The sequence below is a fragment of the Mesorhizobium comanense genome, assembly GCF_005503535.1.
Taxonomy (GTDB): domain Bacteria; phylum Pseudomonadota; class Alphaproteobacteria; order Rhizobiales; family Rhizobiaceae; genus Mesorhizobium; species Mesorhizobium comanense.
In genome coordinates, this window is sequence record NZ_SCNN01000020.1 from 24,967 (window position 1) to 49,903 (window position 24,937).

Annotated in this window: 28 protein-coding genes; 16 read left to right on the forward strand and 12 right to left on the reverse strand. The window is 63.8% G+C overall.

Going from position 1 to position 24,937, the window contains the following annotated elements:
- The first annotated feature begins 13 nt into the window (after positions 1-13).
- The 3 genes from FFS37_RS26890 to sbmA all read left to right on the forward strand — a co-directional run bounded on the left by FFS37_RS26890 (position 14) and on the right by sbmA (position 2,921).
- Positions 14-238, forward strand: a complete 225-nt coding sequence (locus FFS37_RS26890; protein ID WP_137934004.1) for a hypothetical protein — start codon at positions 14-16, stop codon at positions 236-238.
- 145 nt (positions 239-383) lie between these two features.
- Positions 384-1,544, forward strand: a complete 1,161-nt coding sequence (locus tag FFS37_RS26895; protein WP_137934005.1) for a YbfB/YjiJ family MFS transporter — start codon at positions 384-386, stop codon at positions 1,542-1,544.
- A 114-nt stretch (positions 1,545-1,658) separates the two neighbouring features.
- The gene (gene sbmA / locus FFS37_RS26900; protein WP_137934006.1) at positions 1,659-2,921 is read left to right on the forward strand and encodes a peptide antibiotic transporter SbmA; all 1,263 of its coding nucleotides are present in this window, start codon (positions 1,659-1,661) and stop codon (positions 2,919-2,921) included.
- Positions 2,922-2,941: 20 nt separating this feature from the next.
- On the opposite strand, the gene FFS37_RS26905 is transcribed toward sbmA, so the two are convergent.
- Positions 2,942-3,949, reverse strand: coding sequence for a polysaccharide deacetylase family protein (locus FFS37_RS26905; protein ID WP_232375783.1), 1,008 nt, complete (start codon positions 3,947-3,949; stop codon positions 2,942-2,944).
- A 198-nt stretch (positions 3,950-4,147) separates the two neighbouring features.
- On the opposite strand from FFS37_RS26905, the gene FFS37_RS26910 reads away from it, so the two are divergent.
- Both FFS37_RS26910 and der read left to right on the forward strand, forming a co-directional pair.
- Complete coding sequence (locus FFS37_RS26910) at positions 4,148-4,813, forward strand: tetratricopeptide repeat protein (RefSeq protein ID WP_137934007.1); 666 nt, start codon at positions 4,148-4,150, stop codon at positions 4,811-4,813.
- A gap of 3 nt (positions 4,814-4,816) precedes the next feature.
- Positions 4,817-6,244, forward strand: coding sequence for a ribosome biogenesis GTPase Der (gene der, locus FFS37_RS26915; protein WP_137934008.1), 1,428 nt, complete (start codon positions 4,817-4,819; stop codon positions 6,242-6,244).
- 6 nt (positions 6,245-6,250) lie between these two features.
- Here der and FFS37_RS26920 read toward each other — a convergent pair whose 3' ends face one another.
- Positions 6,251-7,168 carry a LysR substrate-binding domain-containing protein gene (locus FFS37_RS26920; protein WP_137934009.1) on the reverse strand — a complete coding sequence of 306 codons (918 nt, stop codon included), beginning with the start codon at positions 7,166-7,168 and terminating at the stop codon, positions 6,251-6,253.
- A 116-nt stretch (positions 7,169-7,284) separates the two neighbouring features.
- Here FFS37_RS26920 and FFS37_RS26925 point away from each other — a divergent pair, with 116 nt between their 5' ends.
- The 7 genes from FFS37_RS26925 (at position 7,285) to FFS37_RS26955 (ending at position 12,854) form a co-directional block, all read left to right on the forward strand.
- The gene (locus tag FFS37_RS26925; RefSeq protein WP_137934010.1) at positions 7,285-8,586 is read left to right on the forward strand and encodes an MFS transporter; all 1,302 of its coding nucleotides are present in this window, start codon (positions 7,285-7,287) and stop codon (positions 8,584-8,586) included.
- Positions 8,587-8,732: 146 nt separating this feature from the next.
- Complete coding sequence (locus tag FFS37_RS26930; protein ID WP_137934011.1) at positions 8,733-9,917, forward strand: cell wall hydrolase; 1,185 nt, start codon at positions 8,733-8,735, stop codon at positions 9,915-9,917.
- Positions 9,918-10,173: 256 nt separating this feature from the next.
- Positions 10,174-10,581 (forward strand): AtpZ/AtpI family protein, encoded by a 408-nt coding sequence (locus tag FFS37_RS26935; protein WP_137934012.1) that lies wholly within the window; start codon positions 10,174-10,176, stop codon positions 10,579-10,581.
- A gap of 63 nt (positions 10,582-10,644) precedes the next feature.
- On the forward strand, positions 10,645-11,412 hold the full coding sequence (locus tag FFS37_RS26940) for a F0F1 ATP synthase subunit A (RefSeq protein WP_027034167.1): 768 nt from the start codon (positions 10,645-10,647) through the stop codon (positions 11,410-11,412).
- Between the two features lie 59 nt (positions 11,413-11,471).
- Positions 11,472-11,699 carry a F0F1 ATP synthase subunit C gene (locus tag FFS37_RS26945; protein ID WP_137934013.1) on the forward strand — a complete coding sequence of 76 codons (228 nt, stop codon included), beginning with the start codon at positions 11,472-11,474 and terminating at the stop codon, positions 11,697-11,699.
- Between the two features lie 83 nt (positions 11,700-11,782).
- Positions 11,783-12,355 carry a F0F1 ATP synthase subunit B gene (locus FFS37_RS26950; RefSeq protein ID WP_137934014.1) on the forward strand — a complete coding sequence of 191 codons (573 nt, stop codon included), beginning with the start codon at positions 11,783-11,785 and terminating at the stop codon, positions 12,353-12,355.
- Positions 12,356-12,362: 7 nt separating this feature from the next.
- Positions 12,363-12,854, forward strand: a complete 492-nt coding sequence (locus tag FFS37_RS26955) for a F0F1 ATP synthase subunit B (protein ID WP_137934097.1) — start codon at positions 12,363-12,365, stop codon at positions 12,852-12,854.
- Between the two features lie 233 nt (positions 12,855-13,087).
- On the opposite strand, the gene FFS37_RS26960 is transcribed toward FFS37_RS26955, so the two are convergent.
- Both FFS37_RS26960 and FFS37_RS26965 read right to left on the reverse strand, forming a co-directional pair.
- The gene (locus FFS37_RS26960) at positions 13,088-13,783 is read right to left on the reverse strand and encodes a ribonuclease HII (RefSeq protein WP_137934015.1); all 696 of its coding nucleotides are present in this window, start codon (positions 13,781-13,783) and stop codon (positions 13,088-13,090) included.
- A 151-nt stretch (positions 13,784-13,934) separates the two neighbouring features.
- The gene (locus FFS37_RS26965) at positions 13,935-15,089 is read right to left on the reverse strand and encodes a PA0069 family radical SAM protein (RefSeq protein WP_137934098.1); all 1,155 of its coding nucleotides are present in this window, start codon (positions 15,087-15,089) and stop codon (positions 13,935-13,937) included.
- 150 nt (positions 15,090-15,239) lie between these two features.
- Here FFS37_RS26965 and FFS37_RS26970 point away from each other — a divergent pair, with 150 nt between their 5' ends.
- Both FFS37_RS26970 and FFS37_RS26975 read left to right on the forward strand, forming a co-directional pair.
- The gene (locus tag FFS37_RS26970; RefSeq protein WP_137934099.1) at positions 15,240-15,767 is read left to right on the forward strand and encodes a glycosyltransferase; all 528 of its coding nucleotides are present in this window, start codon (positions 15,240-15,242) and stop codon (positions 15,765-15,767) included.
- A 147-nt stretch (positions 15,768-15,914) separates the two neighbouring features.
- Entirely contained in the window at positions 15,915-16,889 is a 975-nt protein-coding gene (locus FFS37_RS26975; RefSeq protein WP_137934016.1) for a hypothetical protein, read from the forward strand.
- Between the two features lie 6 nt (positions 16,890-16,895).
- On the opposite strand, the gene FFS37_RS26980 is transcribed toward FFS37_RS26975, so the two are convergent.
- From FFS37_RS26980 to FFS37_RS27015, 8 genes are all read right to left on the reverse strand, one after another.
- The gene (locus FFS37_RS26980) at positions 16,896-17,336 is read right to left on the reverse strand and encodes a GFA family protein (protein ID WP_137934017.1); all 441 of its coding nucleotides are present in this window, start codon (positions 17,334-17,336) and stop codon (positions 16,896-16,898) included.
- Positions 17,337-17,475: 139 nt separating this feature from the next.
- Complete coding sequence (moaB, locus tag FFS37_RS26985; RefSeq protein WP_137934018.1) at positions 17,476-18,030, reverse strand: molybdenum cofactor biosynthesis protein B; 555 nt, start codon at positions 18,028-18,030, stop codon at positions 17,476-17,478.
- 1 nt (position 18,031) lies between these two features.
- Positions 18,032-18,919, reverse strand: coding sequence for a 4-(cytidine 5'-diphospho)-2-C-methyl-D-erythritol kinase (locus FFS37_RS26990; RefSeq protein WP_137934019.1), 888 nt, complete (start codon positions 18,917-18,919; stop codon positions 18,032-18,034).
- 26 nt (positions 18,920-18,945) lie between these two features.
- Positions 18,946-19,131: an NfeD family protein gene (locus FFS37_RS26995; RefSeq protein ID WP_137934020.1), complete on the reverse strand. Its 186-nt coding sequence runs from the start codon at positions 19,129-19,131 to the stop codon at positions 18,946-18,948.
- A gap of 83 nt (positions 19,132-19,214) precedes the next feature.
- Positions 19,215-20,078: a S49 family peptidase gene (locus FFS37_RS27000; protein WP_137934021.1), complete on the reverse strand. Its 864-nt coding sequence runs from the start codon at positions 20,076-20,078 to the stop codon at positions 19,215-19,217.
- A gap of 79 nt (positions 20,079-20,157) precedes the next feature.
- Positions 20,158-20,973 (reverse strand): tRNA1(Val) (adenine(37)-N6)-methyltransferase, encoded by an 816-nt coding sequence (locus FFS37_RS27005; protein ID WP_137934022.1) that lies wholly within the window; start codon positions 20,971-20,973, stop codon positions 20,158-20,160.
- Positions 20,973-21,197, reverse strand: coding sequence for a putative signal transducing protein (locus FFS37_RS27010; protein WP_137934023.1), 225 nt, complete (start codon positions 21,195-21,197; stop codon positions 20,973-20,975). Before FFS37_RS27010 ends, FFS37_RS27005 begins: the two co-directional genes overlap by 1 nt.
- A gap of 73 nt (positions 21,198-21,270) precedes the next feature.
- Complete coding sequence (locus FFS37_RS27015; RefSeq protein ID WP_137934024.1) at positions 21,271-22,917, reverse strand: alpha/beta hydrolase; 1,647 nt, start codon at positions 22,915-22,917, stop codon at positions 21,271-21,273.
- Positions 22,918-23,071: 154 nt separating this feature from the next.
- Between FFS37_RS27015 and FFS37_RS27020 the strand changes: the two genes are divergently transcribed.
- A complete protein-coding gene (locus FFS37_RS27020; RefSeq protein WP_137934025.1) occupies positions 23,072-24,088 on the forward strand; it encodes a polyprenyl synthetase family protein in 1,017 nt (338 codons plus the stop codon).
- Positions 24,089-24,188: 100 nt separating this feature from the next.
- On the forward strand, positions 24,189-24,857 hold the full coding sequence (locus FFS37_RS27025) for a GntR family transcriptional regulator (RefSeq protein ID WP_137934026.1): 669 nt from the start codon (positions 24,189-24,191) through the stop codon (positions 24,855-24,857).
- Positions 24,858-24,937 lie beyond the last annotated feature (80 nt).

The window sequence follows — 24,937 nt, forward strand, 5'->3', positions numbered from 1 at the left end:
GCGGAGCCGGAACATGCTGAGGATGTTGTCATCACTGAAAGTCCTGTTCGCGGCCACTCTGCCGGATGAGGCAAAGTCCGACACCGATAAGACGAGATGGCTGACTGATCCGCTCGCCCATCCGGTTCTCAGCACCATGTCGGAGCGCGAGCTTGGCGATGTGCCTTTCCGCTTGACGGCACGGCGCACGGCGCATGAGACCGTTTCGCTGCACGCCGGCTTTGGCGGCCGCTGCTGAGCAGAAAGGCGCAAGGCGGTTTTCTGGCGACATCATGCTCCGCGCCTGACGCGAACTTCATGCTCCCGGGAATTGGGCCATCGCAATGCGCTGGCCCAACGCAAGCCGATTGTTTGGGCCGCGCGTGCACTTATTGTGCACTGCAATGACACCTGCCAACCCGACAGCACTGCGTTACGCCTTCGCCGGCATGGTCGCCATGGCCGTGGCGATGGGGATCGGCCGTTTCGTCTATACGCCTATCCTGCCGGGCATGATGCAGGAACTGCATCTGTCGCCGGCCAATGCCGGGTGGATCGCGTCGGCCAACTATCTCGGCTACCTCGTCGGCGCACTGGTCGCGGCGGGCGGCTGGGCGCACAGGCGCGAACGCCTGCTGATGCTGGCCGGTCTCGGCGCCAGCACCCTGCTTGCCGCGCTGATGGGACTGTCCGACACCATGGCCGCTTTCCTCGTCATCCGCTTCCTGGCGGGGCTGGCGAGCGCCTTCGTCATGGTGTTCATGGCCAGCATCGTCTTCAGTCACATCGCCGCCGCCGGCCGTGGCGACCTCCAGGCCTGGCATTTTGGTGGCGTCGGCCTCGGTATTGCGATCTCCGCGGCGATGATGGCGGTCCTGGTCAGCGAGCACGCCGGCTGGGCGCAGGGCTGGTTGTGGTCGGCGGCGATTTCGGCCTGCGGCTTCATCATCGTCGCCTTGTTGGTCAACGAAGGGCCGATCGCCAATGACGAGGCCGCGCGCGAGCCGGCGCTGCCGAAAGACCGCTCGCTGATGAAGGTCATCATTGGCTACGGCCTGTTCGGTTTCGGCTACGTGGTGACGGCGACATTCCTGGTCGCCATTGTCCGGCAGGGCGGCGGCAGCCGCGTCTTCGAGGCCATGGTATGGATGGTCGCCGGTCTTGCCGGTTTCCCCTCGACATGGGCGTGGCAGAAGATCGCCGCAGGCATCGGTCTCTACGCCGCCTACGCGCTGGCATGCTTCATCGAAGTGATCGGCGTTACCGCCAGCGTGGCGCTTGGCGGATATTCGGGGCCGCTGCTTGGCGGCCTGCTGCTCGGCGGCACCTTCATCGCCATCACCGCACTTGGCCTGCAGGCCGCGCGGCAGCAGGCGCCAAAGGCGCCGCGCCGCATCTTTGCCTTGATGACGGCCTCCTTCGGCCTCGGCCAGATCATCGGCCCGATCGCCGCCGGACTGCTCGCCCAGGCGTCGGGCGATTTCTTCCTCGCCTCGATCGTCGCCGCGGCCATGCTGGTCCTCTCCGGCCTCATCATATGGTCGGCCGTGCCAAAATCGCCATGATTTGTGGTCTTGCTCGGCATCGGGCATCGGGCAGGCATTTTCTTTCCCCCTAATGTGTGACTTTATGCCCGCTGAACCCAGCTGATTTGCGCACAGATCGAGGAATTCGCCACAGTGTTCGTATCCTTCTTCCCGCAGCCGAAGCTGTTTTTCACCTCGGCCGCCCTATGGAGCCTTGCGGGTATTCTTTTCTGGTTCTTCGGCGGTCAGGAACTGGGCGCGCATGTTGGTTTCCCCCTTGCGGCGGCCGGCGCGCCACCTATCCTCGGCATTCCCATTTTTTGGTCGCCGCCCTTCCTCTGGTTCTATATCTACTTTGCGGTGATGCTGGCCGCTTTCTACCTATTTTGGCGGTTCTACGCGCCGCATCCCTGGCAGAACTGGTCCATCCTGGTTTCCGCCTTCATTTTGTTTTCGACTTATATCAGCGTTCAGCTCAACGTCGCGTTGAACACTTGGCGTGGGCCGTTTTTCGACCTTTTCCAGAAGGCGTTAACCACCCCGGGCGCGGTGTCAGCCTCGGAGCTCTACAGCCTGTTCTGGATCTACGCCCTCATCGGTTTCATGTTCATATCGCTTTATGTCGTCACGCGTTTCATCGTCAGCCATTACATCTTCCGCTGGCGCACCGCGATGAACGAATTCTATGTCCAGAACTGGTCCAGGCTGCGCCACATCGAAGGCGCCTCGCAACGTGTTCAGGAAGACACGATGCGTTTCTCCACCACCATGGAATTGCTGGGCGTTGCCTTCGCCGATTCAGTGCTGACGCTGATTGCCTTCCTGCCAGTGCTCGACGCCTTGTCGACCCACATTACCGAGCTACCTCTGATCGGCTCGATTCCGCATTCGCTGGTGATCGCGGCGTTGCTGTGGTCAGCATTCGGTACGCTTCTGCTGGCCGTCGCAGGCATCAAGTTGCCTGGCATGGAGTTCCGCAACCAGCGGGTGGAGGCTGCCTACCGCAAGGAACTCGTCTATGGTGAGGACGATACCAACCGGGCCACGCCGCCAACCTTGGCCGAGTTGTTCCAAAATGTGCGGCGGACATATTTCCGGTACTATTTCCACTACGCTTATTTCAACATCTTCCGGGCTGGCTTCGGACAGGCGGATGCGATCTTTTCCAGCGTCATCCTCATTCCGACCATTGCCGCCGGCAAGATCACTTTGGGCATATGGCAGCAGATCAGCACCGCCTTCGGCCAGGTTTCCGATTCGTTTCAATATCTGGTCAACGCTTGGCCTACGATCGTGGAATTGATCTCGATCTACAAACGCCTGCGCGCCTTCGAGGCGACGCTGCATGGTGAGCCGCTGCCGGACCTCGATCAGCGTTATCTTGCCCGGCAGGCAGCCGCTGAGGATCCGGTCTGAAAAGGATGAGAGTGGGCGGCTCAGCCGCCCACTGTATGTTCGCCGCCCTTGAACCGCTCGACATACTCGCGGAAACTGATGCATTCGACGTCCGGTTTGACGCAGACCTCGCCGGCAAAGCGCTCCATCGCGTTCCAGTAGGCGCCGTCATTCATCAGCGTGAAGTGGAAGCCGAGCTGCAACGGGGTGCGCTTGCCCTGGTATTGCGCGTCGAAGGCGGAGCGAAAAGCCTGATAGGTCCGGTCCGCGAACTCGCCCGCCTTGCCTGGCTTCTCGAAGCCGCCAGAATGCCTGACATAGAGATTATAGTCCATGGCGATGACCGGCCGCGATTTCGGCCCTTCGGGAATCTGCGGCAGGGAAAAGCGCGCTATGCCGCCGGTGGTCGGCGGCAGCGCAGGACCCTTCGAAACGCCGCTGGCATCGAACGCGTAGCCGGCCGCGGGCAAGGCTTCGTAAAGACCCTTGCTGGTCGACAGATAAGGGGCGCGAAAGCCAACCACGGCATGCCGCGCGAAATCGCGCCAGCCTTTTGGTTCGGGCGTGATGCCGTTGATCGCGTAGGCGTTTTCCAGAATATGCTCGAAGGAGGCGAACTCCTTCAGCCAGTCTGCCTTGGTCCAGTCCTTGCCGTCGAAATGGCCGCAGGCATGGCTGGCGATGTCATGGCCTTCGGCGGCGGCGAGCCCGATCTGCTCAAGCCGGTCGGCCACTTCCTGCCTGGAGGCGGCAAAGCCGATATTCGATTTGCCCGCTGTTTTGCCCGGCGCCGTGTATTCCTTGCGGGTCTCCGGCGACAGCAGGAAGACGCAGGACAGGAAATAGGTGAAGTGCGCACCGGTGCGTTGCGCCAGCGCCCGGCTGCGCTTCCACTGCGGGATGTCGCGCGCGCTGTCGAACGAGATGATGACGACCTGTTTCGGCTTTGCCGTCGACGGCGGCGCGGGCGGATCGGCAAGAGCCGTGCCGGCAGCGGCCGGCAGGGCAAGCGACAGAGCGACAAAGCGGTACAGATGGTTTTTCGGCAAATGGACTGGCTCCGGGCGATCAGGAAGCCGGCTATCGCCCAAATGTGGCGTGGGTGCGATTGCGCTTTTCCTCGGTTTGCCCGGGGGCAAACATCCGGAATGGGCGATTTTCCAGCCGAACCCCTTCCATGCCGACAAAATTTCGCTAAAACGCGGGCACATGAACCGCCCTGGCTTGGGGCAGGAATGGTTTGATTGATGTCCGACGATAGTTTCATCCGCGAAGTCAATGACGAGATCCGCCGCGAACAGGCGCAGGCGCTGTGGGACCGTTTCGGTCCGGCGCTGATCGCCATCGCTGTGCTCGTGGTGCTGGGCACCGCCGCCTTCGTCGGCTACCGTTATTGGGACGAGACGCGCGCCAACCGCTCCGGTGATGCGTTCTCCCAGGCGCTCAAGCTTGCCAATGACGGCAAGAACGATGAGGCGCTGGCCGCGCTCGACCAGCTGGAGAAGGATGGCTACGGCGCCTATCCGCTGCTTGCCCGCATGCGTGCCGCGACCGTCAAGGCCAGCAAGGGCGACGTCGCCGCGGCCGTCAAGGATTTCGACGAGGTCGCCGCCGACACCGCCATTCCCCAGGGCATTCGCGACATGGCGCGGCTCAGGGCGGCATTGCTGCTCGTCGACCATGGTTCCTTCGCCGACGTTTCCAGCCGCGTCGAGGCGCTGACCTCGGACACCAACACGCTGCGTCACACCGCTCGCGAGGCGCTAGGCCTTGCCGCCTGGAAGGAAGGAAAGACCCAGGACGCGCTGAAGCTGTTCGACCAGATTGCCGCCGATGACGGCGCCCCGCGCAACACGCGCGAGCGGGCCACCTTGATGTCCGAGCTGATCCGCGGCTCGGGCAACGCGTCTTGAGATATGACCTTCAAAGTCGCCATCATCGGCCGGCCTAACGTCGGCAAATCGACTCTTTTCAATCGGCTGGTGGGAAAGAAGCTGGCGCTTGTCGACGACACGCCGGGCGTCACGCGTGATCGGCGCGTTCATGCCGCCAAGCTTTACGATCTGCATTTCGATGTCATCGATACGGCCGGCTTCGAGGATGCTGGCGCTTCGACGCTCCCTGGCCGCATGCGGGCGCAGACCGAGATCGCCATCCGCGAGGCGGATCTGATCTTCTTCACCATCGATGCCAAATCCGGCCTGCTGCCGGACGACCGGACTTTCGCCGAAGTGGTGCGCAAATCCGGCAAGCCGGTGGTGCTGGTCGCCAACAAGGCTGAGGCGCGCGGCGCCCAGGGTGGGATGCTGGAAGCCTGGGAGCTCGGCCTCGGCGAACCGATCCCGGTCTCGGCCGAACACGGTCAGGGCATGCCCGATCTGCGCGACGCCGTGGTCGAGGCACTCGGCGAGGAACGCGTCTTCGGCGAGGATGACGAAGACGACGAGGAGATCGCCTCCGGCGAGGTGCTGATCGGCGAGGATATCGCCGACCCCGACGCCGAGCCGGCCTACGATGACACCAAGCCGATGCGCATCGCCGTCGTCGGCCGCCCCAATGCCGGCAAGTCGACGCTGATCAATGCGCTGATCGGCGAGGAGCGGCTGCTGACCGGGCCGGAAGCCGGCATCACCCGTGATTCGATCTCCGTCGACTGGGACTGGCGCGGCCGTCGGATCAAACTGTTCGATACCGCCGGCATGCGCCGCAAGGCCAGGATCCACGAGAAGCTGGAAGTGATGTCGGTGCAGGACGGTCTGCGCGCCATCCGCTTCGCCGAAATCGTCATCATCGTTCTCGACGCGACCATTCCCTTCGAGAAGCAGGATCTGCAGATCGCCGACCTCATCATCCGCGAAGGTCGGGCGCCGGTGATCGCCTTCAACAAATGGGACCTGATCGACAATCCGCAGGAACTGCTGGCGGAACTGCGCGAGAAAACCGAGCGGCTGCTGCCGCAGGTGCGCGGCATCCAGGCCGTGCCGGTCTCGGCCGAGACCGGGCGCGGCCTCGACAAATTGATGGATGCGGTACTGAGAACGCACAAAGTTTGGAACAGCCGGGTCTCGACCGGCAGGCTCAACCGCTGGCTCGAGGCCATCCTTGCCCATCATCCGCCGCCCGCCGTCGCGGGGCGCCGGCTGAAGGTCAAATATGTCACCCAGGCCAAGACACGGCCGCCGGGCTTCGTGGTGCAGTGTTCGCGCCCCGAAGCGATGCCGCAGAGCTACGTCCGCTATCTCTCCAACAGCTTGCGCGAAGCCTTCGATCTGCCAGGTGTGCCGATCCGCATCGCCTTGCGGACCTCGGACAATCCGTTCGCCGGCCGGGCGAAGAAGCGCTAGGCCAGGTCAAGCGACGTTCCGCAGCCGGCCCTGCGTCGTCCCATCGGGCAACACGTCCCGCACCGCCTCCAGCAGAATCTCGGCCAGCCGCGCCGCGACCGGATCGAGCTCGGCGTCCTTCTGATGCAGGTGCAGTGCCATTTTCGGCAGTGCCGGCAGGCCGAGCTGTCCAGGCGCGAGCGCCCTGACATTGGCCGGCAGGCCGATATCGGTGCGGATCGTCAGGCCGAGGCCGGCCGCGACCGCCGCCCATATGCCGCCGAGGCTGGGGCTGGAGAATGCCATGCGCCAGGCAAGCCCGGCGCGATCCAGCGTCTCGGTCGCCACGGTGCGCAGCAGGCAGGGGGCTTCGAACACCACCAGCGGCAGCGCCTCCCCATGGAGGTGGCCCGCTTCCATCGGCTTCGCCGGGCCTATCCAGCGTGACTGCACGTCGCCGACATGCCGGCTGTAAGGCAGCGTCTTGCCGTCGTGCCAGGCGAGCGCCATGTCGAGGCCGCCGGAGAGAACACGCTCGGCGAGCTCATGGCTGCGGCCTATGCGGGCTTCGATCCGCACCTTGGGATGGGCGCGGGCAAAGCGCCCGAGCACGTCAGGCAGCACCGCCTCGCCGAAATCCTCCTGCAGGCCGAGCCGCACCCAGCCTTCCAGCTCCACGTCGCGAATGGCCGAGGCCGCCTCGTCATTGAGTTCGATCAGCCGGCGCGCATAGCCCAGCATCGTCTCGCCGGCCTCGGTCAGCGCCAGACCGCGCCCCGCCTTGCGGAAGATTGGCGTATCCGCCTGCTCCTCCAGCTTCTTCAACTGGGCGCTGACGGCCGAGGTCGAGCGGCCGAGCCGTTCGGCTGCCCTGGCGAAGCTGCCGAGTTCCATCCCGGTGATGAATGTTCTGAGGACGTCGAGGTCGAATGTGACGCGTCTCATGAGATTGTCCCTATTATCAGGATTATTGATCCGAAAAATCCCGATTTTATGGATGAACCTATGGCGCTACATCAATCCCGTCAAGGCCGGTCGACCGGCGTCACGGGAAGGGAATCATGTCTGCCATAGTCACGCGTAACGATTGCCAAACTTCCGGGCAGGGCGCGGCTGCCACTGCTCATGGCCCTGTCTTCGGGCGTAACCACCGTTGGAAAGTGCTGGGCATCGGTGTTGCCGCCAATGCCGGTTTCTCCGCGACCTTCTCCGGCATACCGGCAACCGCCGTCGTGCTCAGGCAGGGGTATCAACTCACCAATGCCCAGCTCGGCATGGCGCTGGGTCTTCTGGGGCTGGGCGTGGCGCTCAGCGAACTGCCCTGGGGCCTGCTGACCGACCGCTGGGGCGACCGCCGCGTGCTGTTGATCGGGCTCGGCGCTACCGCTGCCTGGCTGCTCGCCATGGCGATGTTCGTGGTGCCGACAAGGTCGGCCATTCCGGGCGTCACGCTGCTGTCGGCCAGCCTGCTGCTCACCGGCCTGCTCGGCGGCAGCGTAAACGGGTCGAGCGGCCGCGCCATCATGGCCTGGTTCCGGGACAGCGAACGCGGCTTTGCCATGAGCATCAGGCAGACCGCCGTGCCGCTCGGCGGTGGCCTCGGCGCGCTCGTCCTGCCTTCACTCGCGCTTGCATTCGGCTTTGCCGCGGTGTTCGGCCTGCTGGCTGGCGCTTCCGCTCTCTCCGCTCTGTTTGCCTGGCGGTGGCTGCACGAGCCGCCGATGGGGGAGGGACATTCCGTTTCGGCGGCCGTCTCGGGACGGCCGCCGCTGCGCAACATGGAGGTCTGGCGCATATCGGGCGCCATCGGCCTGCTCTGCTTTCCGCAGGTCGCCGTGCTCACCTTCGCATCGGTGTTCCTGCATGACTTCGCCGGACTGGGCACGGCGACGATCAGCGCCAGCCTCGCCGCCGTGCAGGTCGGCGCCATGGTCATGCGCGTCTGGAGCGGCCGCTTCACCGATCGCCATGGCAACCGCCGCCAGTTTCTGCGCCTGTGCAGTGGGCTGAGCGCATTGGCCTTCGGTCTGCTCTGGCTGCTTGTGCTGGCCGGTCCGGCGGTCTCCGGCGGCCAGTCTTTCACGGGAGCAATCTTTCCCGTCGTGCTGCCGGTCGTCCTGATCGTCGCGGGCATCTGCGTTTCGGCCTGGCATGGCGTTGCCTATACCGAACTCGCCACACTGGCCGGCGCCGGCCATGTCGGCACCGCGCTCAGCCTCGCCAACAGCTTCGTATTTGTCGGCTTTTTCCTGGTGCCGGTGGCGATTCCCGGGCTCTTGCATTTGTGGTCCTGGCCAGGCGTCTGGCTGTCGGCCGCCATCTGCGCGCTGGCCGCCCGGCCGATCTTTCTGGCGCCGGCGTGACTGCCGTTGCCGTCGAAATCGCCCACCCCGGAAATCGCGACCATGAGCCGACTGAGAAAACCCGACCGGTTCCGTTAACGTCCCATCAAGGTTAATGCATCATTTTGCTCTCCAGTGGGGTCAGTAGCGTTCCTGGAGAGAGTTCCGTGCATCGACGCGTGTTGAAGCGGCTTGTCGCCGCCGCCGGTGAGAAGAAACGCAATTTTGTGTCTCCGTTCATCATCGGCCTCGGCATCTGGATCGGGTTTCCGACCGTCGCCGCATACCAGGACATGACAAGCCTTGTTTCCGGCCTGGAAGCGCCGACCGCACGCTGGAATTCCTATGTCGAGAAATCCGTTGCCGGCTCGGTCCACGCTGCCGAGATGCCGTTCGTCGATTCCGACACCACCGGTTCGCTCTCGGGCTCCGGCGTCAGGCTTCCCGGCATCGGCGCCGTGTCGTTCCGCGGCAAGGGCGGCAAGGCCAACGCCACGCCGGACGAGGACCGGATCGTACGCGCCGACAAGAAGGGCCGCATCGTTCAGGTATCTCCGGTCGCTCCGCCGAAGAACTTCAATGCCGGGTCGATCTTCGAGCGGACCTCGTCCCTGATGCGGCCGAGCATGGACGGCGAACTGAAGATGGCCTTCGCCAAGCCGCAGATCAAAGGCAAGGAAATCCAGATCGCCTCGGCATTCCATGCGCGCGAGGACAAGAAGCCGGATCCCGGCGTGCCGGCAATGCTCGCCTCGCTGGTCAACAACGACCATCCGGATGTTCTGGCTACGGCCTACGCGCAATCCGCGCCCGACTATGCCAAGGCCTCGCCCTTCGAAGTCCTGCTCCAGGACGAGCAACCCAACAGCGGCCGCTTCATTCCGCCGATGGCCAAGGGCGACCATTGGTGGATCCAGAATCCGCTGCCGGAAAGTGTCTTCTCCAAGAAGGAACAGGCATGCCTGGCCAACGGCATCTACTTCGAGGCGAGGAGCGAATCCGTGCGCGGCCAGGCAGCCGTCGCCCAGGTCATCCTCAACCGCGTTCGCAATCCGGCCTATCCTAATTCGATCTGCGGCGTCGTCTACCAGAACGACAGCTGGTTCAACCGCTGCCAGTTCTCGTTCGCCTGCGACGGCCGGAAGAAGCGCATCGACAGCCCGGTCGCCTACAAGACCGCGCAGGACATCGCCATGGCGGTCACGGCCGGCAAGATCTTCATTCCGGAGGTCGGATCCTCGACCCATTACTACGCCCAGTACGTCCATCCAGGCTGGGCGCGCACGATGCAGAAGATGACCAAGATCGGTCTGCATATCTTCTACCGCACCTATGGCGGCGGCTGGAGCTGAGGGCCCGTCGGCCGCCGGTCTTTTCGAGCGCCCGCATGGCCGATCGGCGGGTCATTGCCGGGGGGATTCGCGCGACGCATCCCCATCTGCGCTGCGGGCACGATGTCGCACCTTTATAACTATCTGATTTTATTACGCAAAATACATGACAATGAACTTCCGCCCGTGGCTTGACGGGCGCAAACCCTCTAACTATGTTGCCGGCGACTTTAGAAGCGGACGGACGGTGACGGTCTGACCGGGCAGGGGGGTTGCGATGGCCAACAAAAACAGGCCAGACGGAACCGGAGAAACCGGCCGCGGCAATCAGCATGACGCCGAAATCCGCGACGACGATCTTGAGCGACGTCGGCGAGAACTTGAAGCATCGCTTGCGACAAGGCTGCCGAACCGGCTCGAGGATGGAGGGTCGGACAGCGCAGGCAATGTTGCCTTGGTCTTCCGGTTTGCTAGTGAATTTGTCGCTGGCGTTCTGGTTGGCGGGTTGATCGGCTGGGGTTTAGACTGGTTATTGGGGTCGTCGCCGATCTTTCTGATCGTCTTCCTGCTTGGCGGTTTCGGTGCGGCCTTGACAAACATGGTTCGTGTCGCCAAGGCAGCGCAGGCCAAAGTGCCGTTAGGCAAGGACTTGCCCGCCGGTAGCGTTGATGACGAGGATTCTTGATAGATCCTCGATGGGATTTAATTCTGCTCCGTCCATACGGAGCCAATTTTGGGGTAGAGAAACGTGGCTGGCACCGCAGATCGGGTTGATCCAATCCACCAGTTTCATATCGTCGATCTGTTCCAGATCGGCCAGATTGGCGGGATGAAGTTCGCCTTTACCAATTCGGCGCTGTTCATGTTGATTGCCGTGGCGCTGTCTTTCCTTCTCCTCTACGCAGGTTCAGCCCCTCGTGCGCTGGTTCCAGGCAGGTTCCAGTCGGTCGCCGAGGAATTCTACTCCTTCGTGCACAATCTTGTGCGCCAGGTACTGGGTGAAGAAGGCAAGGCCTTCTTTCCGTTCATCTTCTGCCTGTTCGCCTTCGTGCTCTTTACCAATTTTCTCGGCCTTATTCCTTACTTCTTCACCGTCACCAGCCAGCTTGTCATCACCGGCACGCTCGCTCTTTTCATCATTCTTATGGTGCTTGTGGTTGGCTTGGCGAAACACGGTCTGAAGTTCTTCGGGCTCTTTGTCCCGCACGGCGTGCCGATTTTCCTGCTGCCGTTCATCTCGCTCATCGAGATCATCTCTTTCCTCGCCCGCCCGGTCAGCCTGTCGCTTCGACTGTTCGGCAACATGCTTGCCGGACACATCGTGCTCAAGGTTTTTGCTGGCTTCATCGTCAGCCTGGCGGGTCTGGGATTTGGCGGTTGGATCGGTGCTATCGGACCACTTTTCATGACGGTGGCAATCACCGCTCTCGAATTCCTCGTCGCTGCTCTGCAGGCCTTTGTGTTCGCGGTGCTGGCCTGTGTCTACCTCAAGGACGCACTTCATCCACATCACTAAACTGGCGGCACAACGCCCCGGTGACCTAGACAACGTTACCCATCGCAAGGAGAAACAAGATGGACGCTGAAGCTGCAAAGATGATTGGCGCGGGCATTGCCTGCATTGGTATGGGCGGCGCTGGTATTGGTGTCGGCACGATTTTCGGAAACTTCCTTTCCGGCGCGCTTCGTAACCCGTCTGCCGCACAGGGCCAGTTCACCAACGCCCTGATCGGCGCGGCGCTCGCCGAAGGTCTGGGCATCTTCTCGCTCGTCGTTGCCCTGCTTCTGCTGTTTGTTGTCTGATATCGTCACAACCAAGCCGGCTCGCCGTTGCTCTTTGAACGGCGACTGGCCCTTGATGATCGGTATCAGGGGGAAAGAGCGCAATGGCGACCACGACTGAAGCAACTCAACCCGCCGGCGGCGAGGCGACTGCAACCACGGAAGTTGCGCATGGTGAAGGCCATGGCGCTTTTCCGCCGTTCGACAGCTCGACCTTTCCATCGCAGATCCTGTGGCTCGCGATTGCTTTCGGGCTGCTTTATCTGCTGATGTCGCGCATCGCACTGCCGCGCATGGCGTCCGTCCTCGACGCGCGCAGTGATCGGCTGACATCCGATATCGACGCAGCCAATCGCCTCAAGGGCGAGAGTGATGCGGTCGCCGCCGCGTACGAACAAGCCTTGGCCGAGGCGCGAAACAACGCCTCCGGGATTGCCCAGAAGGCACGCGACGCCGCAAAGGCGGAAGCGGATGCGAAGCGGGCGGAGGCGGAAGCCTCCGGGGCGGCCAAGCTGGCGGATGCCGAGGCTGCCATCGTCGCGGCCAAGGCAAAGGCGATGTCCGGGGTCGGAGCAATCGCTGCCGATACGGCCGACGCGATCGTCAAGTCTTTCGCCGTCGCGACCGCTACGAAATCCGAGATCGAGCAGGCCGTAAAGGCCGCACTGGCAAAGTGAGTTGACGATGAACGCTACCAGTTTAGCCACGCTGTGGGTCTTCATCGCGCTTCTCCTGTTTGTTGGCATACTCATCTGGGCCGGCGTGCCGAAAAAGCTGGCGGGAACCCTAGATGGGCGCGCCGACCGGATTCGCAAGGAGCTTGATGAAGCGCGCCGGCTGCGTGAAGAGGCCCAGCAACTGCTCGGCCTGTACCAGAAGAAGCGCAACGAAGCCGAGCAGGAGGCCGCGGCAATCGTCGCCGCCGCCAAGCGTGAGGCAGAGCTTTTTGCTGCCGATGCGCATCAGAAAACCGAGGATTATGTCGCCCGGCGCACCGCGCTGGCCGAACAGAAGATCGGTCAGGCCGAACGCGATGCGATCAGCGAAGTTCGCGCCAGCGCCGTCGACATCGCCGTCGAAGCGGCCCGCGCGTTGCTGGCCGCCAAGGTCGATGCCAAGGCCGGAGCGGATCTGTTCAAGGCCTCGCTGGCGGACGTGAAGGCGAAGCTCAACTGAGCTGACAAAGTTCCGAAATGAGAAAGCCGCCCGGGCAACCTGGCGGCTTTTTTGTGCGCTGATAATCTCCCCCCTCGAGGCGGAGATGTCGCCGAAGGCGACAGAGGGGGTCGGTTCGACCGGTCTCAACGCAATCTTTGCGGCGTAGAATAGAAAAAGTCGGCGCTTCATAAGCGGCGACCCCCTCTGGCCTGCCGGCCATCTCCCCCTCAAGGGGGAGATCGCTTGTCAGCTCAATCCAGCCCGGCCAGGCTTTCTTCTTCAGCGACCTCAGCCCCGCCCAACCTGAACGGCGCGAACGAAACCCGGTGCAGCCGTGCCACCGGCCCGTGCGTCTCGATCGCCGTGCGGTGGCGGGCCGTGGCGTAGCCCATATGAACCTCGAAGCCGTAACGGTCGTGATGGTTGCCGCAGCCGCACATCATGCGGTCGCGCATCACCTTGGCGACGATCGAGGCCGCTGCGATCGATTGCGAACGCTGGTCGCCCTTTATCAACGCACGGCCTTCGCAGGGTAGCCCTGGCGGCACGTCGCGTCCGTCGGCGAGAGCGAGCTTCGGTCGGACGGATAGACCGACCAGCGCGCGGCGCATCGCTTCAAGGCTCGCCTTGAGAATGTTGCTGTTGTCTATGCCTTCGGCACTCACCGACGCCATCGAAACCCCGAGCGCAGAGCCGATGATGCGCAGGAACAGCGCTTCGCGCTGCAGATAGCTGAGCCGTTTGGAATCATCGAGGCCTTCGGGAATGTTGGCGGGGTCGAGGATCACCGCCGCAGCGACCACCGGCCCGGCAAGCGGACCGCGGCCGGCCTCGTCCATGCCGGCGACCGGCCACAGCCCCTCGGCCATCGCTTTCGTTTCGGCGGAAAAATCGGGCTTCTCGACGATTTCGAAGAGAAGCGGAGAATCGGAACGCGCGCGAGCCATGTTGCGGCGAGGTTCGCATCGGCTCCGATTCTCCGCAAGTCCCTCCGGGTCGGGTGGGGCGCCGGACCGGGAGGGCACCGTCTGCAGGCCGGGGCAGGCCGGACGGGATTTTTTGCCGCGGCAGGTCAAACCGCTGCGGCGAATTTCATTCTCACAGCAGCATCAATTGCTCCTGGTCCTTGCCGGCCGCGACGAACTGATCGGTTCGCAGCGCGCGTCGTTCGGCATTGAGGCCGAGCCGCTTGGCCGTGATCTCGAAGCGCCGGCCGATCTGCCAGGCGTAGGGCCCGGCGCCCTTCATGCGCTTGCCCCATTCCGAATCGTAGTCCTTGCCGTCGCGCATCGAGCGGATCAGCGACATCACGTGACGGTAGCGGTCGGGATAGTGGCGCAGCAGCCAGTCCTTGAAGATCGGGCTGACTTCCAGCGGCAGGCGCAGCACGACATAGCCCGCCTCGCGCGCGCCGGCCGCCCGCGCCGAATCGAGGATACGCTCCATCTCCTGGTCGGTAAGCCCAGGGATGATCGGCGCCACCATGACCGAAGCCGGGATGCCGGCATCCGAAAGCTGCCGGATGGCTTCGAGCCGCTTGGTCGGCGTCGAGGCGCGAGGCTCCATGGTGCGCGCCAGCATGCGGTCCATCGTCGTCACCGACAGTGCCACCTTGGCGAGGCCCCGTTCGGCCATGCGCGACAATATGTCGATGTCGCGCGTCACCAAAGCGGACTTGGTGACGATGCCGACGGGATGGCCGCGCGCCTCCAGCACTTCGAGGATCTCGCGCATGATCCGGTACTGCTTTTCGATCGGCTGGTATGGATCGGTGTTGGTGCCGATGGCGATGGTGCGCGGCTGGTAGCCGTCCTTCGACAGTTCCTTGTCCAGCAGGCGGGCGGCATCAGGCTTGGCGAACAGCTTGGATTCGAAATCCAGCCCCGGCGACAGGCCCATGAACGAATGCGTCGGCCGCGCGAAGCAATAGACGCAGCCATGTTCGCAGCCGCGATAGGGATTGATCGAGCGGTCGAAGGATATGTCCGGCGATTCGTTGCGGGTGATGATGGTGCGCGGCTTCTCCACCTGCACCTCGGTCTTGAACGGAGGCAGTTCCTCCAGCGAACTCCAGCCATCGTCGAAGACATGCCGGCTGACCGGTTCGAAACGGCCGGACGGATTGATGCCGGCCGAACGGCCGCGATTGCGATCCGGACGGATGCGCATGCCGCTTTGCTCGATCATCGCATTGGCCATCTCGGCTCGTCCTGCTCCAAAGGCTGCAATGTCGGCCCGCACGATCGGTTCCATTTTCGCCCGCTCCCAGGGACTGTCCATGTTGTGTCGAATCGTTCTGTTCATGAAATTATTCCTATTTCGCAGAAGAGAACAAATCAAGAACTTTCTATGGTGCGCCGCAAAAACTGGCGCCGCGCGCGCCTTTCCGCTATTCGGCTCATGATGCTCAGTGTTCTCATCGAAACGCACAATGACGAGGAAGGCCTTGCCCGCACGCTCGCCTCGCTTATCGGCGGGGCCGTCGAGGGGGTGGTGCGCGAGGTCGTCGTCTGCGATGCCGGCTCGACCGACCAGACGCATCACGTCGCCGAGCACGCCGGCTGCCAATATGTGGCCAGCGGAGGGGTCGCCATCGGCATAGGGCAGGCCAAGGGAGACTGGCTGCTCTTGCTGGAGCCAGGCGCGCGCCTCGTGGAAGGCTGGATCGAGGCGGTCGTGGCCCATACGGCGAAACAAACCATGGCGGCACGGTTCTCGCGTGCGCGTGGCAGCCGCGCGCCTTTCCTGGCCAGGGTCTTTTCGGGAAACCGGGCGCTCGCCGACGGGCTGGTGATCAGCAAGCGTCAGGCGGCGTCGCTGTCGAAGAGCGCCGGCAGCGCCGAAGCCCTGGCGCGCGGCCTGGCGACAAGGAAGCTCGACGCCGAGATCTGGCCGGCGCCGCCGAAGCCGCGGCAGCGCTCGCAGACATGATTTTTCGCAGCCGCTCTATCCATTGTGCATTGCACAAAACCTGACGCGGGGTTAGCCTCTCCTCCAGGCGGGTGAATTGGGTTTGGGTCATAAGAGCGGTGGACACCGATGCGGCAATCGGGTGCCACCCTCGCAGACGAGGACCCGATGAACCTTTCAACCCCAGACAAATCCGGCACGGCCAGTCTCGAGGCCATAGCGCGCAATGGCAGCCTGTTGCGCCGTATCGCCGTGCGGATCCCCACCTATCTGACCGATCTGCGTGAAAACCCGGCCTGGCTGCCGATGTTTGTGCTGGCGCGCACCATGCCCGGACGGCGCATGCACTGGCTGGGCGCCAAACGCGCCCGTCCGGTGGAGAACGCAGGGGATACGATGTTCGCCGGCGTCGAGCGATCGACCGTGGTCGATGCGTTACGTTCCGACGGCCTGTTCTCAGGCCTTGTCCTGCCGCCCGCAATCCATGAGGAGATCGCACGCTTCGCCAGGCGCACGCCCTGCTTCGGCAATTTCGACCGTCGCCTCGAATTCATGCCGCAGGAACATACAGAAGCGGAAAAGCGCCTTGGCCGCTCGCTGCTCAGCGGGCACTATTTCGAGCGTATCCTCGACTGCCCGGCGGCGCTTGCCATCCAGCGCGATCCGCTGCTGCTCGACATCGCCGCGCATTATCTCGGCGCCCAGGCAAAGCTGATCACGACGCGCGTCTGGTGGAGCTTCCCGACAGGCGAGGCATCCGACGCCGACAAGAACCTTGCCTCGCTCGGCAAATACCATTTCGACCTCGACGACTGGCGGATGCTGAAATTCTTCTTCTACCTGGTGCCTGTCGACGCGGGCACCGGTCCGCATGTCTATGTCAGGGGAAGCCACAACAGGCGCGCCCTCAAGCACCAGTTGACGCTGCTGGTCGGCCATCCCGCCGATGAGGTGCTGAATGTCTATGGCAAGCAAAGCCCGGTGACGCTGACCGGCGAAGCGGGGCTGGGTTTCGTCGAAGACCCGTTCGGCTTCCACATGGGCACGGTGCCGGCGCGCATGCCGCGGCTGATGATGGAAGTCGGCTTCGGCGTGTCGACGCCTTCGCGACGGCGTTTTCACGGCGAACCGGTCATCCGCTAAGCGAGATCAGCCGAAGCTCAGCTCGACCGGCATCCAGCGGAGGCGACGCCTGGCCTGACGTTGCTCTGTGCTTTCCCCGTCGAAATCGACTGGGACGGGCTGCCGACTGAACGCCCTTTGGTCGTCCAGGGCATTGACGATGACGATTGCTCTTGCGTCGTCGTCTCTGGCGACTGCATCGGCTGCGGCGATCGCAGCGACATAGACACCGCACTCGCTGCAAATCAGATAGTCGGCCGTCCTCAACCCGAACCGGTATTTGTGCAATCGCCTGATATCCTTGACCGCGACGGTCAGCCTGCCGTCCGGGTCGGCGGCGGCTCGCGAGGCATGTTTGACGCAGAAGCCGCATTGGCAGGCGCGGACTTCGATCTGCGACGGATCGAGTTCGGTTGAAAAGCGAAGGCGTATGTTGCCGCAATGGCACCCGCCGGCATGCTCGGTCATCGCATCGCCCTTGTCGTGATCGGCTGCCCTTCCACGAGAAAGTACCTTCTCCGGCATCCGGTTTGGAATGGTGTTTCGAAGGCGCCGATGCCGTTCTGCCTGGCAAACGCGGGGTGAAACCGGGGCCTGCCCTTGGCTCCTACGGAACCGATTTCCCGCGCCGCAGGTGCTCGTCCAGCCGTGGCATGATCTCTACGAAATTGCAGGGCATGTGGCGGTAGTCGAGCTGCGCCTTCAGGATACCGTCCCAGGCGTCCCTGCAGGCGCCGGGCGAACCCGGCAGCACGAAGACGAAAGTCGCGTTGACGACGCCGCCGGTCGCCCGGCTCTGGATCGTCGACGTGCCGATCTTGTCGTAGGAAATCCGGTGGAACACTTCGGAAAACCCGTCCATGCGCTTTTCGAAGATCGGTTCCAGTGCGTCCGGCGTCACATCGCGCCCGGTGAAGCCAGTGCCGCCGGTGGTGATGACGACGTCGATGGCCTTGTCCCGCGACCATGTCAGCACCGTGTCGCGGATTTTGTCTTGGTCGTCGGTGACGATATCGCGGGCGGCCAGGATATGGCCCGCCTCGATGATACGATCGGCCAATGTCTGGCCGGATCTGTCTTCGGCCAGGCTGCGTGTGTCGGAAACCGTCAGCACCGCGATGCGCACGGGAATGAAGGAACGGCTCTCATTGGTCCCAGCCATCTCATTCAGCCTCTGAACTCATGCTGCGCGTCGCCGCGACGAACCAGTCGGGCTGACGGCCGCGGATCTCCGCCGCTGCGCGCTTGGCGACATTGCCGGTTTCAAACAGACCGAAACAGGTGGCCCCGGAGCCGGACATCCGTGAAAACCCCGACCCGGCCTTGTCAAGCCAGGACAGTGCCCTGCCTATGGCGGGCTGAAGCGCAAGCGCGGCCGGCTCAAGATCGTTGCGGGTGAGTTCCAGCCAGTTGCGCAGGCTGTGAAAATCGATGCTGCGCGGCAGCGGCGGCAGCGGCTCGTTGTCACGGCGGGAAAGGGCCGCGAAGATGTCCGCCGTCGAGACGGGCATGCCGGGATTGACCAGCACAAGGCCGAGCGCCGAAAAATCCGGCACCATCGACAGCTCCTCGCCAATGCCGCGCGCCACCAGCGGCTTGGCCGCCAGGCACATCGGCACGTCGGCGCCAAGCGACAGGCCGATCCGGGCCAGCGCGGCGCCATCGAGGTCCAGGTCCCAAATCTCCGCCAGCCCGCGCAGTACGGCCGCCGCGTCGCTTGAACCACCGCCGACGCCGGAAGCGACAGGCAGGTTTTTTTCCAGCTTGATCGAGATCGGGCTGGTCTTTCCCGGCCCGGCTGCCCGTCGCAAGGCATCACGCGCCTTCAGCACCAGATTGCTTTCGTCGAGCGGAACCGCCGGCGCATAACGGCCGGACACGGTGAAATCATCGTTTTCGGCCGGGGCGATCTCGACCCGGTCGCCAAAACGCGTGAATACCGCCAGACTTTCGATCAGGTGATAGCCGTCGGGGCGCCTGCCGGTGACGTGCAGGGCAAGGTTTATCTTGGCGGGAGCCGCCCAGATGCGGGCAAGCTTGCCGTCTTCCACTGTCTCGGCTGCGAGGGAAATGCGGGTCAGTCCTTGGCCAGCCGGTACTCGCCGGTCTTCGGATCCTTGACCAGCGTACCGGTCGCGCCGTTGGCCGCCTGTTTCTCGGTGCGCCGGACCTTGGCCGTCACACGCTCGGCCTCGCGCACGAAGGTGCGGTAGCCGAAATAGGCGGCAGCGCCGACAACGGCGAAGAAAATCAGCTGCGGCATGTCAAACTCCTACCATGCAAGGGCCAAAGCGAGCGGCCTGTCAGGCTGGTCAGACGACAATGCTAGACGGTTTCCTCGCTCTTTCAAAGCCCGAAGCGTGCCCAAAGCGCGCGCTCTTCCGCCGCATCGATCACGCCGCTGGCCGCGGCGGCGGCGATGTCGGGCGCGGAAAAGCCCAGTTTTGAGCCAAACAGGCCGAAGCGGCCAAGGAAACCGCGCGGCGCCGTCACCAGCCGCAACTGCGTCTTGGCCCCGAACCGGGTCTTCAGCACCGAGCGCATGTCGCCAAGGGCATCGACGAGACCGAGCTCCAGTCCCCTCTTGCCTGTCCAGAACAGGCCGGTGAACAGGTCCGGATCGTCCTTCAGCCTGGTACCGCGCCGTTCCTTGACCAGATCGATGAAGGTCTCGTGCACCTCGAGCTGCAAGGCCTTCAGCCGCTCGACGTCCTCCTTCTTCTCCGGCTTGAAGGGATCGAGCACGGCCTTGTTCTGGCCGGCGGTGTGCACACGGCGTTCGACACCGATCTTCTTCATCAGCTCCGGGAAGCCGAACGAGGCCGAAACGACGCCGATCGAACCCACGATCGAGGACGGATCGGCGAAAATCTCATCGCCGGCGACCGCGATCATGTAGCCGCCCGAGGCCGCGACGTCCTCGACGAAGACCAGCACCTTCTTGTTCTTTTCGTTTGCTAGGTCGCGGATGCGCTTGAAGATCAGCCGCGACTGCACCGGCGAGCCGCCCGGCGAATTGATCGACAGGGCAACCGCTGGCGCGTCGAAGGAAAAGGCTTTTTCGATGAGGCCCGCGGTGGAAGCCAGCGACAGGCTCGGCCGGAACTGGCCGCCGCCGGCCATGATCGTGCCCTGCAGCCGGATGACCGGAATGGTGACGACGGTGGAGCGCCAGGATTTCGGCAGCAGTCGGTTGAAAAGGCGTTTCACGGTGGCGTGGTCTCCGGTCGATGGGCAGCAGGCATGTAGGGATTTCCCGGCCAACGGCAATGTGGCCGGGCAGAATAGCTCAATCTCCAAACAGCGAGGCAAGACCGTTGGTGATCATCTCGCTGCGCTCGTCAGGGCTGTTGCCTGACCGCGCGTGAAGCATGAGCGGCGGGCGGATGGCGAGCTTTCCCCGGGCGCCGAGCGCGGCCCGGACGATGATCCGGATCGCCGCGGCGTCGGGGCGAGGATGGATAGCGAGCATCTCGGCATCGCCGAAACGGCCCGACATCGCGTCGAGAATGGCGCCGAGCTGTTCGGGGCGGGCAATGACGGCAAGTCCGCCGCGCGGCCTGACCACAGCCGCCGCGCTGCGGATCCAGCTCTCGAACAGCCCATCCTCCATGACATGGGCCTGCCGCCTCAACGGGTCGGGCGTGGCGCGGTCGCGCCCGGCGTTGAAAGGCGGGTTCATGATGACGAAGTCGAAATCATTGTCGGCAAGGCCGGCCTCGGCCCGTGCCCGGCCGTATATGGTGACATCGGCTGTGAGCACGCGGGCGCGGTCGCTGAGATGCGCGTTGCCGGGATGGGCAAGGGTGGCCGCGGCAAAGGCCGCCATTTCCGGCGCGCGTTCGACAAGCACGGCCTCGGCGCCCGGGCAGCGCGACAGCACCGCCAGGCCTGCCGCACCGGCTCCGGCGCCGAAATCGGCGAGGCGCCCGCCAAAGGCGGATGGCACGGATGCCGCCAGCATCATGGCATCCATGCCGGCGCGATGGCCGCCATGCTTGGGCTGCACCAGCCAGAACCGGCCGCGATGGAAGGCATCGACCGTATGGGCCGGCGTGTCCGGGCCAAGGGTGTCAAGGACAGGGGCTGCTGGTGCGGCCGGCATTACTTCTCGCGGATCTCGTTGGCGATGCCGGCGTCCGTCAGGATGCGCCGCGCCGCGTCGGCCTGGTCGGCGTCGACCATGACACGCCGCGGCAGGATGCCGAGCGAGCCGTCGAGCACGCTCATGTTCTGGTCGGCGACGAAACAGCCGATGCCGGCATCGCGCATGAGCGATTCGACAAAGGAGATGATGACGGCGTCGTTGGTGCGGATGAGCTCTATCATCGGGCGAAACTCTCAGTTTGCGCGGCCGATGTAAACGGGCACGCGGATTTCAGGCATCTGCGGCGCTCCCGGCCTATCTCTGGGCAAAGTGGCCCTTCAGCCTGGCGATGTCGTCGGCCGACCATCCCTGAACATCCGTTACCGCGATCCAGGCATCGATATAGTGTTCCGGCGCGTAGACATGGCCATGCCCGATCGGCATCGTCGCGGCTTCCATCATGTCGACCGCCAGCTGCAGGAAGGTCACGATCGGATACCAGCGCAGATCGGCGGAAACATCGGGCCCGCGCGGCTGCGCCATCCAGTCGGGCCGCCTGTAGAAGGATGCGGGTTCGAAGAAGGTCACTGCGTCGCTGGCATATTGCAGATAGACGATGCGCATCGGCCCCCAATGCGCGCCGGCGATATCGAGCGCGTTGTTCTGGTTGGTGAAGCGCACATAGGAGCCGTCGCGGAAGCGTGGCAGCCATGCCGGCGAACCTGGATTGCGATTGCTGGTGACGGAGCGCCAGATCCGGCTTCGATAGGGCGGGCCGCTCCAAAGCGCTCCCTGGTAGGGGTCGCCCAGCACCTCGAACAGCTCATTGGACTGCTCGGAATTCATCGCGCCGAGACTGAGCCCATGCAGATAGAGCTTCGGGCGATGGTCCTTCGGCAGGGTCGTCCAGTAGCCGTACACCTCCTTGAAAAGGGCACGCGCGGCTTCGCCGCCATAGCCGGGTTCGACCATCAGCGACAGCCAGCTGGGCAGATAGGAATACTGGATGGCGACGCTGGCAACGTCGCCGCCGCGCAGATATTCCAGCGTGTCGATCGCCGCTGGGTCGATCCAGCCCGTGCCTGTCGGCGTGATGATGACGAGGATCGACCGGTCGAACGCTCCAACGCGCTTCAGTTCCGCCAGAGCCAGTCGGGCCCTGTCTTCCGGCGTGTCGGCGGAGCGCAATCCGGCATAGACGCGGATGGGCTCGAGCGCGTTACGCTTGAGGAACGATTGCAGTTCCTGTTTCGTGGGGCCCGTGGTGATGAATTCCCTGCCGGTGCGGCCGAGGTGCTCCCAGTCGATCAGCGAGGCTGCGCTGCCGGTCTTGGCCGGGTCGCCCGGCTGCTGGATCGTGTCCTCCACAAGCGCGTCGAGCTGCTGGTAGGAGCTGTCGGCGACGTGAAGCGCGTATCGCAAGAGAACGCCGTTGATGATGCTGGCGAACAAAAGGACGGCGATCGAACCCCCCGCGACGATCGCTATGCGCCTGGGGATGAAGCGGGCGAGCCAGCCGGCGGCGAATCGGAATGTGATCTGAAACAGCCGCGCCAGCATCAGCACGACGACAAAGGCCGCCAGCGCGATCAGGCCGACCCGCAACGGCTGCGCGCTGTCCACGGGCGCCAAGTCCATCACGGTCCGGATCGAATTCTGCCAGTCCGAAGCGCGCCGCAGGAAGATGATCGCAATCGCCGTGCAGACGGCAGCCGCGACAAGCTTGATCGGGCGAGCCTTGCGCGGCTCCGGCGCCGGAAGCTCCAGATAAGTCCATAGCCAGAGGCCGAAAACACCGACGCCGTAGCCCACGGCGAAGCAAAGTCCGGAGAGGATGCCCTGGACAAGCACCGCGCGCGGATTGAGCGATGGGGTCAGAGAGGCCGCGAAGAAAAGGGTTCCGACGAGCAGGCCCACGGTCGAGAACTGGTGCCAGAGCCAGATTATCCAACCTCGCATCATCGGCCGCGCTCAACTTCCTTTCGGCGTCTGTTGACAGGCTGTCATCACCACCGCGCCAATTCGCCACTTGCCGTGGCCGTGTCGACCGACCTAGAGTCCATCCTGGGACTAAGGGTGCCGTCGCACGCGTTATACCAAGACGGGAGTGATTGTCGTGGGTGTCGTTCTCAATATGGAAAATGGGAAGCGGGAACCCGCCTCCATCAAGGATCTGATCGATCTGACGGCGGCCGATATGGGGCGCGTCAACGAATTGATCCTGTCCAAGGCCGGCTCCGACGTCGAGATGATTCCCGAAGTCGCCAACCACCTAATCTCGTCCGGCGGCAAAAGGCTCAGGCCAATGTTGACGCTGGCAGCGGCTCAGATGTTCGGCTATGCCGGCGAGGGCCACGTCAAGCTCGCCACTTCGGTCGAGTTCATGCACACGGCGACACTTCTGCATGACGATGTCGTCGACGAGAGCGGCATGCGGCGCGGCAAGAAGACCGCCCGCATGATCTGGGGCAACCAGGCGAGCGTGCTGGTCGGCGACTTCCTGCTCGGCCAGGCCTTCCGCATGATGGTCGACGTCGGTTCGCTCGAAGCGCTCGACATCCTGTCGAGTGCGGCCTCCATCATCGCCGAGGGCGAGGTGATGCAGCTTGCCGCCGCCAAGAACCTTGAAACCACCGAGGACGAGCATTTTGCCGTCATCAAGGCCAAGACCGCCGCGCTGTTTTCGGCCGCCGCCGAAGTCGGCCCGGTCATCGCGCAGGCGACCCGCAATGACCGCGCCGCTTTGCGCTCCTACGGCATGAACCTCGGCCTTGCCTTCCAGCTCATCGACGACGCGCTCGATTATGGCGGCACCAGCAAGGATCTGGGCAAGAATGTCGGCGACGATTTCCGCGAGGGCAAGGTGACCTTGCCGGTTATCCTCGCCTACCGGCGCGGCAGCAAGGCCGAGCGCACCTTCTGGAAGCGCGCCATCGAGGAAAACGTCACCGACGACGCCGGGCTCGAAAAGGCCATCGGCCTGATGACCCGGCATGGCGCCATCGCCGACACGATCGGCCGCGCCCGCCATTTCGGTGAGATCGCGCGCGACGCGCTGGCGCCGCTGGAAGAAACGCTGCAGAAATCGGCTCTGGTCGATGTCATCGACTTCTGCATCAGCCGGGTGAACTGAAAAAGCGGATGCCCGCCGCTCCCCGGCATGGCTGGGGAGAACTTCGTTATTGCTGGAAGCCGTCTCGACAAGCCGCCCGGCCCCAAATTATCTATAAAACATGGCAAAGGGCACGGACGACACCATCGCGGTGCGCATCAGCAAGGTCTTGGCGGACCGGATCATCTCCGGCGCGATCGAACCCGGCGCACGGCTTCGGCAGGATCATGTCGCCGAGGAGTTCCACACCAGCCATGTTCCGGTGCGTGAGGCGTTCCGCCGGCTCGAGGCGCAGGGGCTGGCCGTCAGCGAACCACGCCGCGGGGTGCGCGTCGCCGCCTTCGATCTCGGCGAGGTAAAGGAAGTCGCCGAAATGCGGGCCGCACTCGAGGTGCTGGCGCTGCGTCATGCCGCGCCGCATTTGACCTCAGCCATTCTCGACCAGGCCGAGGAGGCGACCAAGGCCGGCGACAAGTCCCGCGACGTCCGGTCGTGGGAGGAAGCCAACCGCGCCTTTCACCGTCTGATCCTGGCGCCTTGCGCCATGCCGCGTCTGCTCGCGACCATCGACGATCTGAACGCCGCCAGCGCCCGCTTCCTGTTCGCGGCATGGCGCTCGGAATGGGAAGCGCGCACCGATCAGGACCACCGCGCGATATTGGCGGCGTTGCGCCACGGGAACACCGAATCGGCGGCGCTCACCTTGGGCCGGCATGTGCAATGGATCGGCCGCAAGCCGGTCAAGACCGCCTCGGGGACGACGCGCGAAGCCTTCGCAATCGTGGGCTGAACGGTCTTTTGGCGACGGCAGGCTTGCCTCCCGCTCAAAAATGTGGATTCGATAATAGATCGAAGTTAGAAATTATCTAT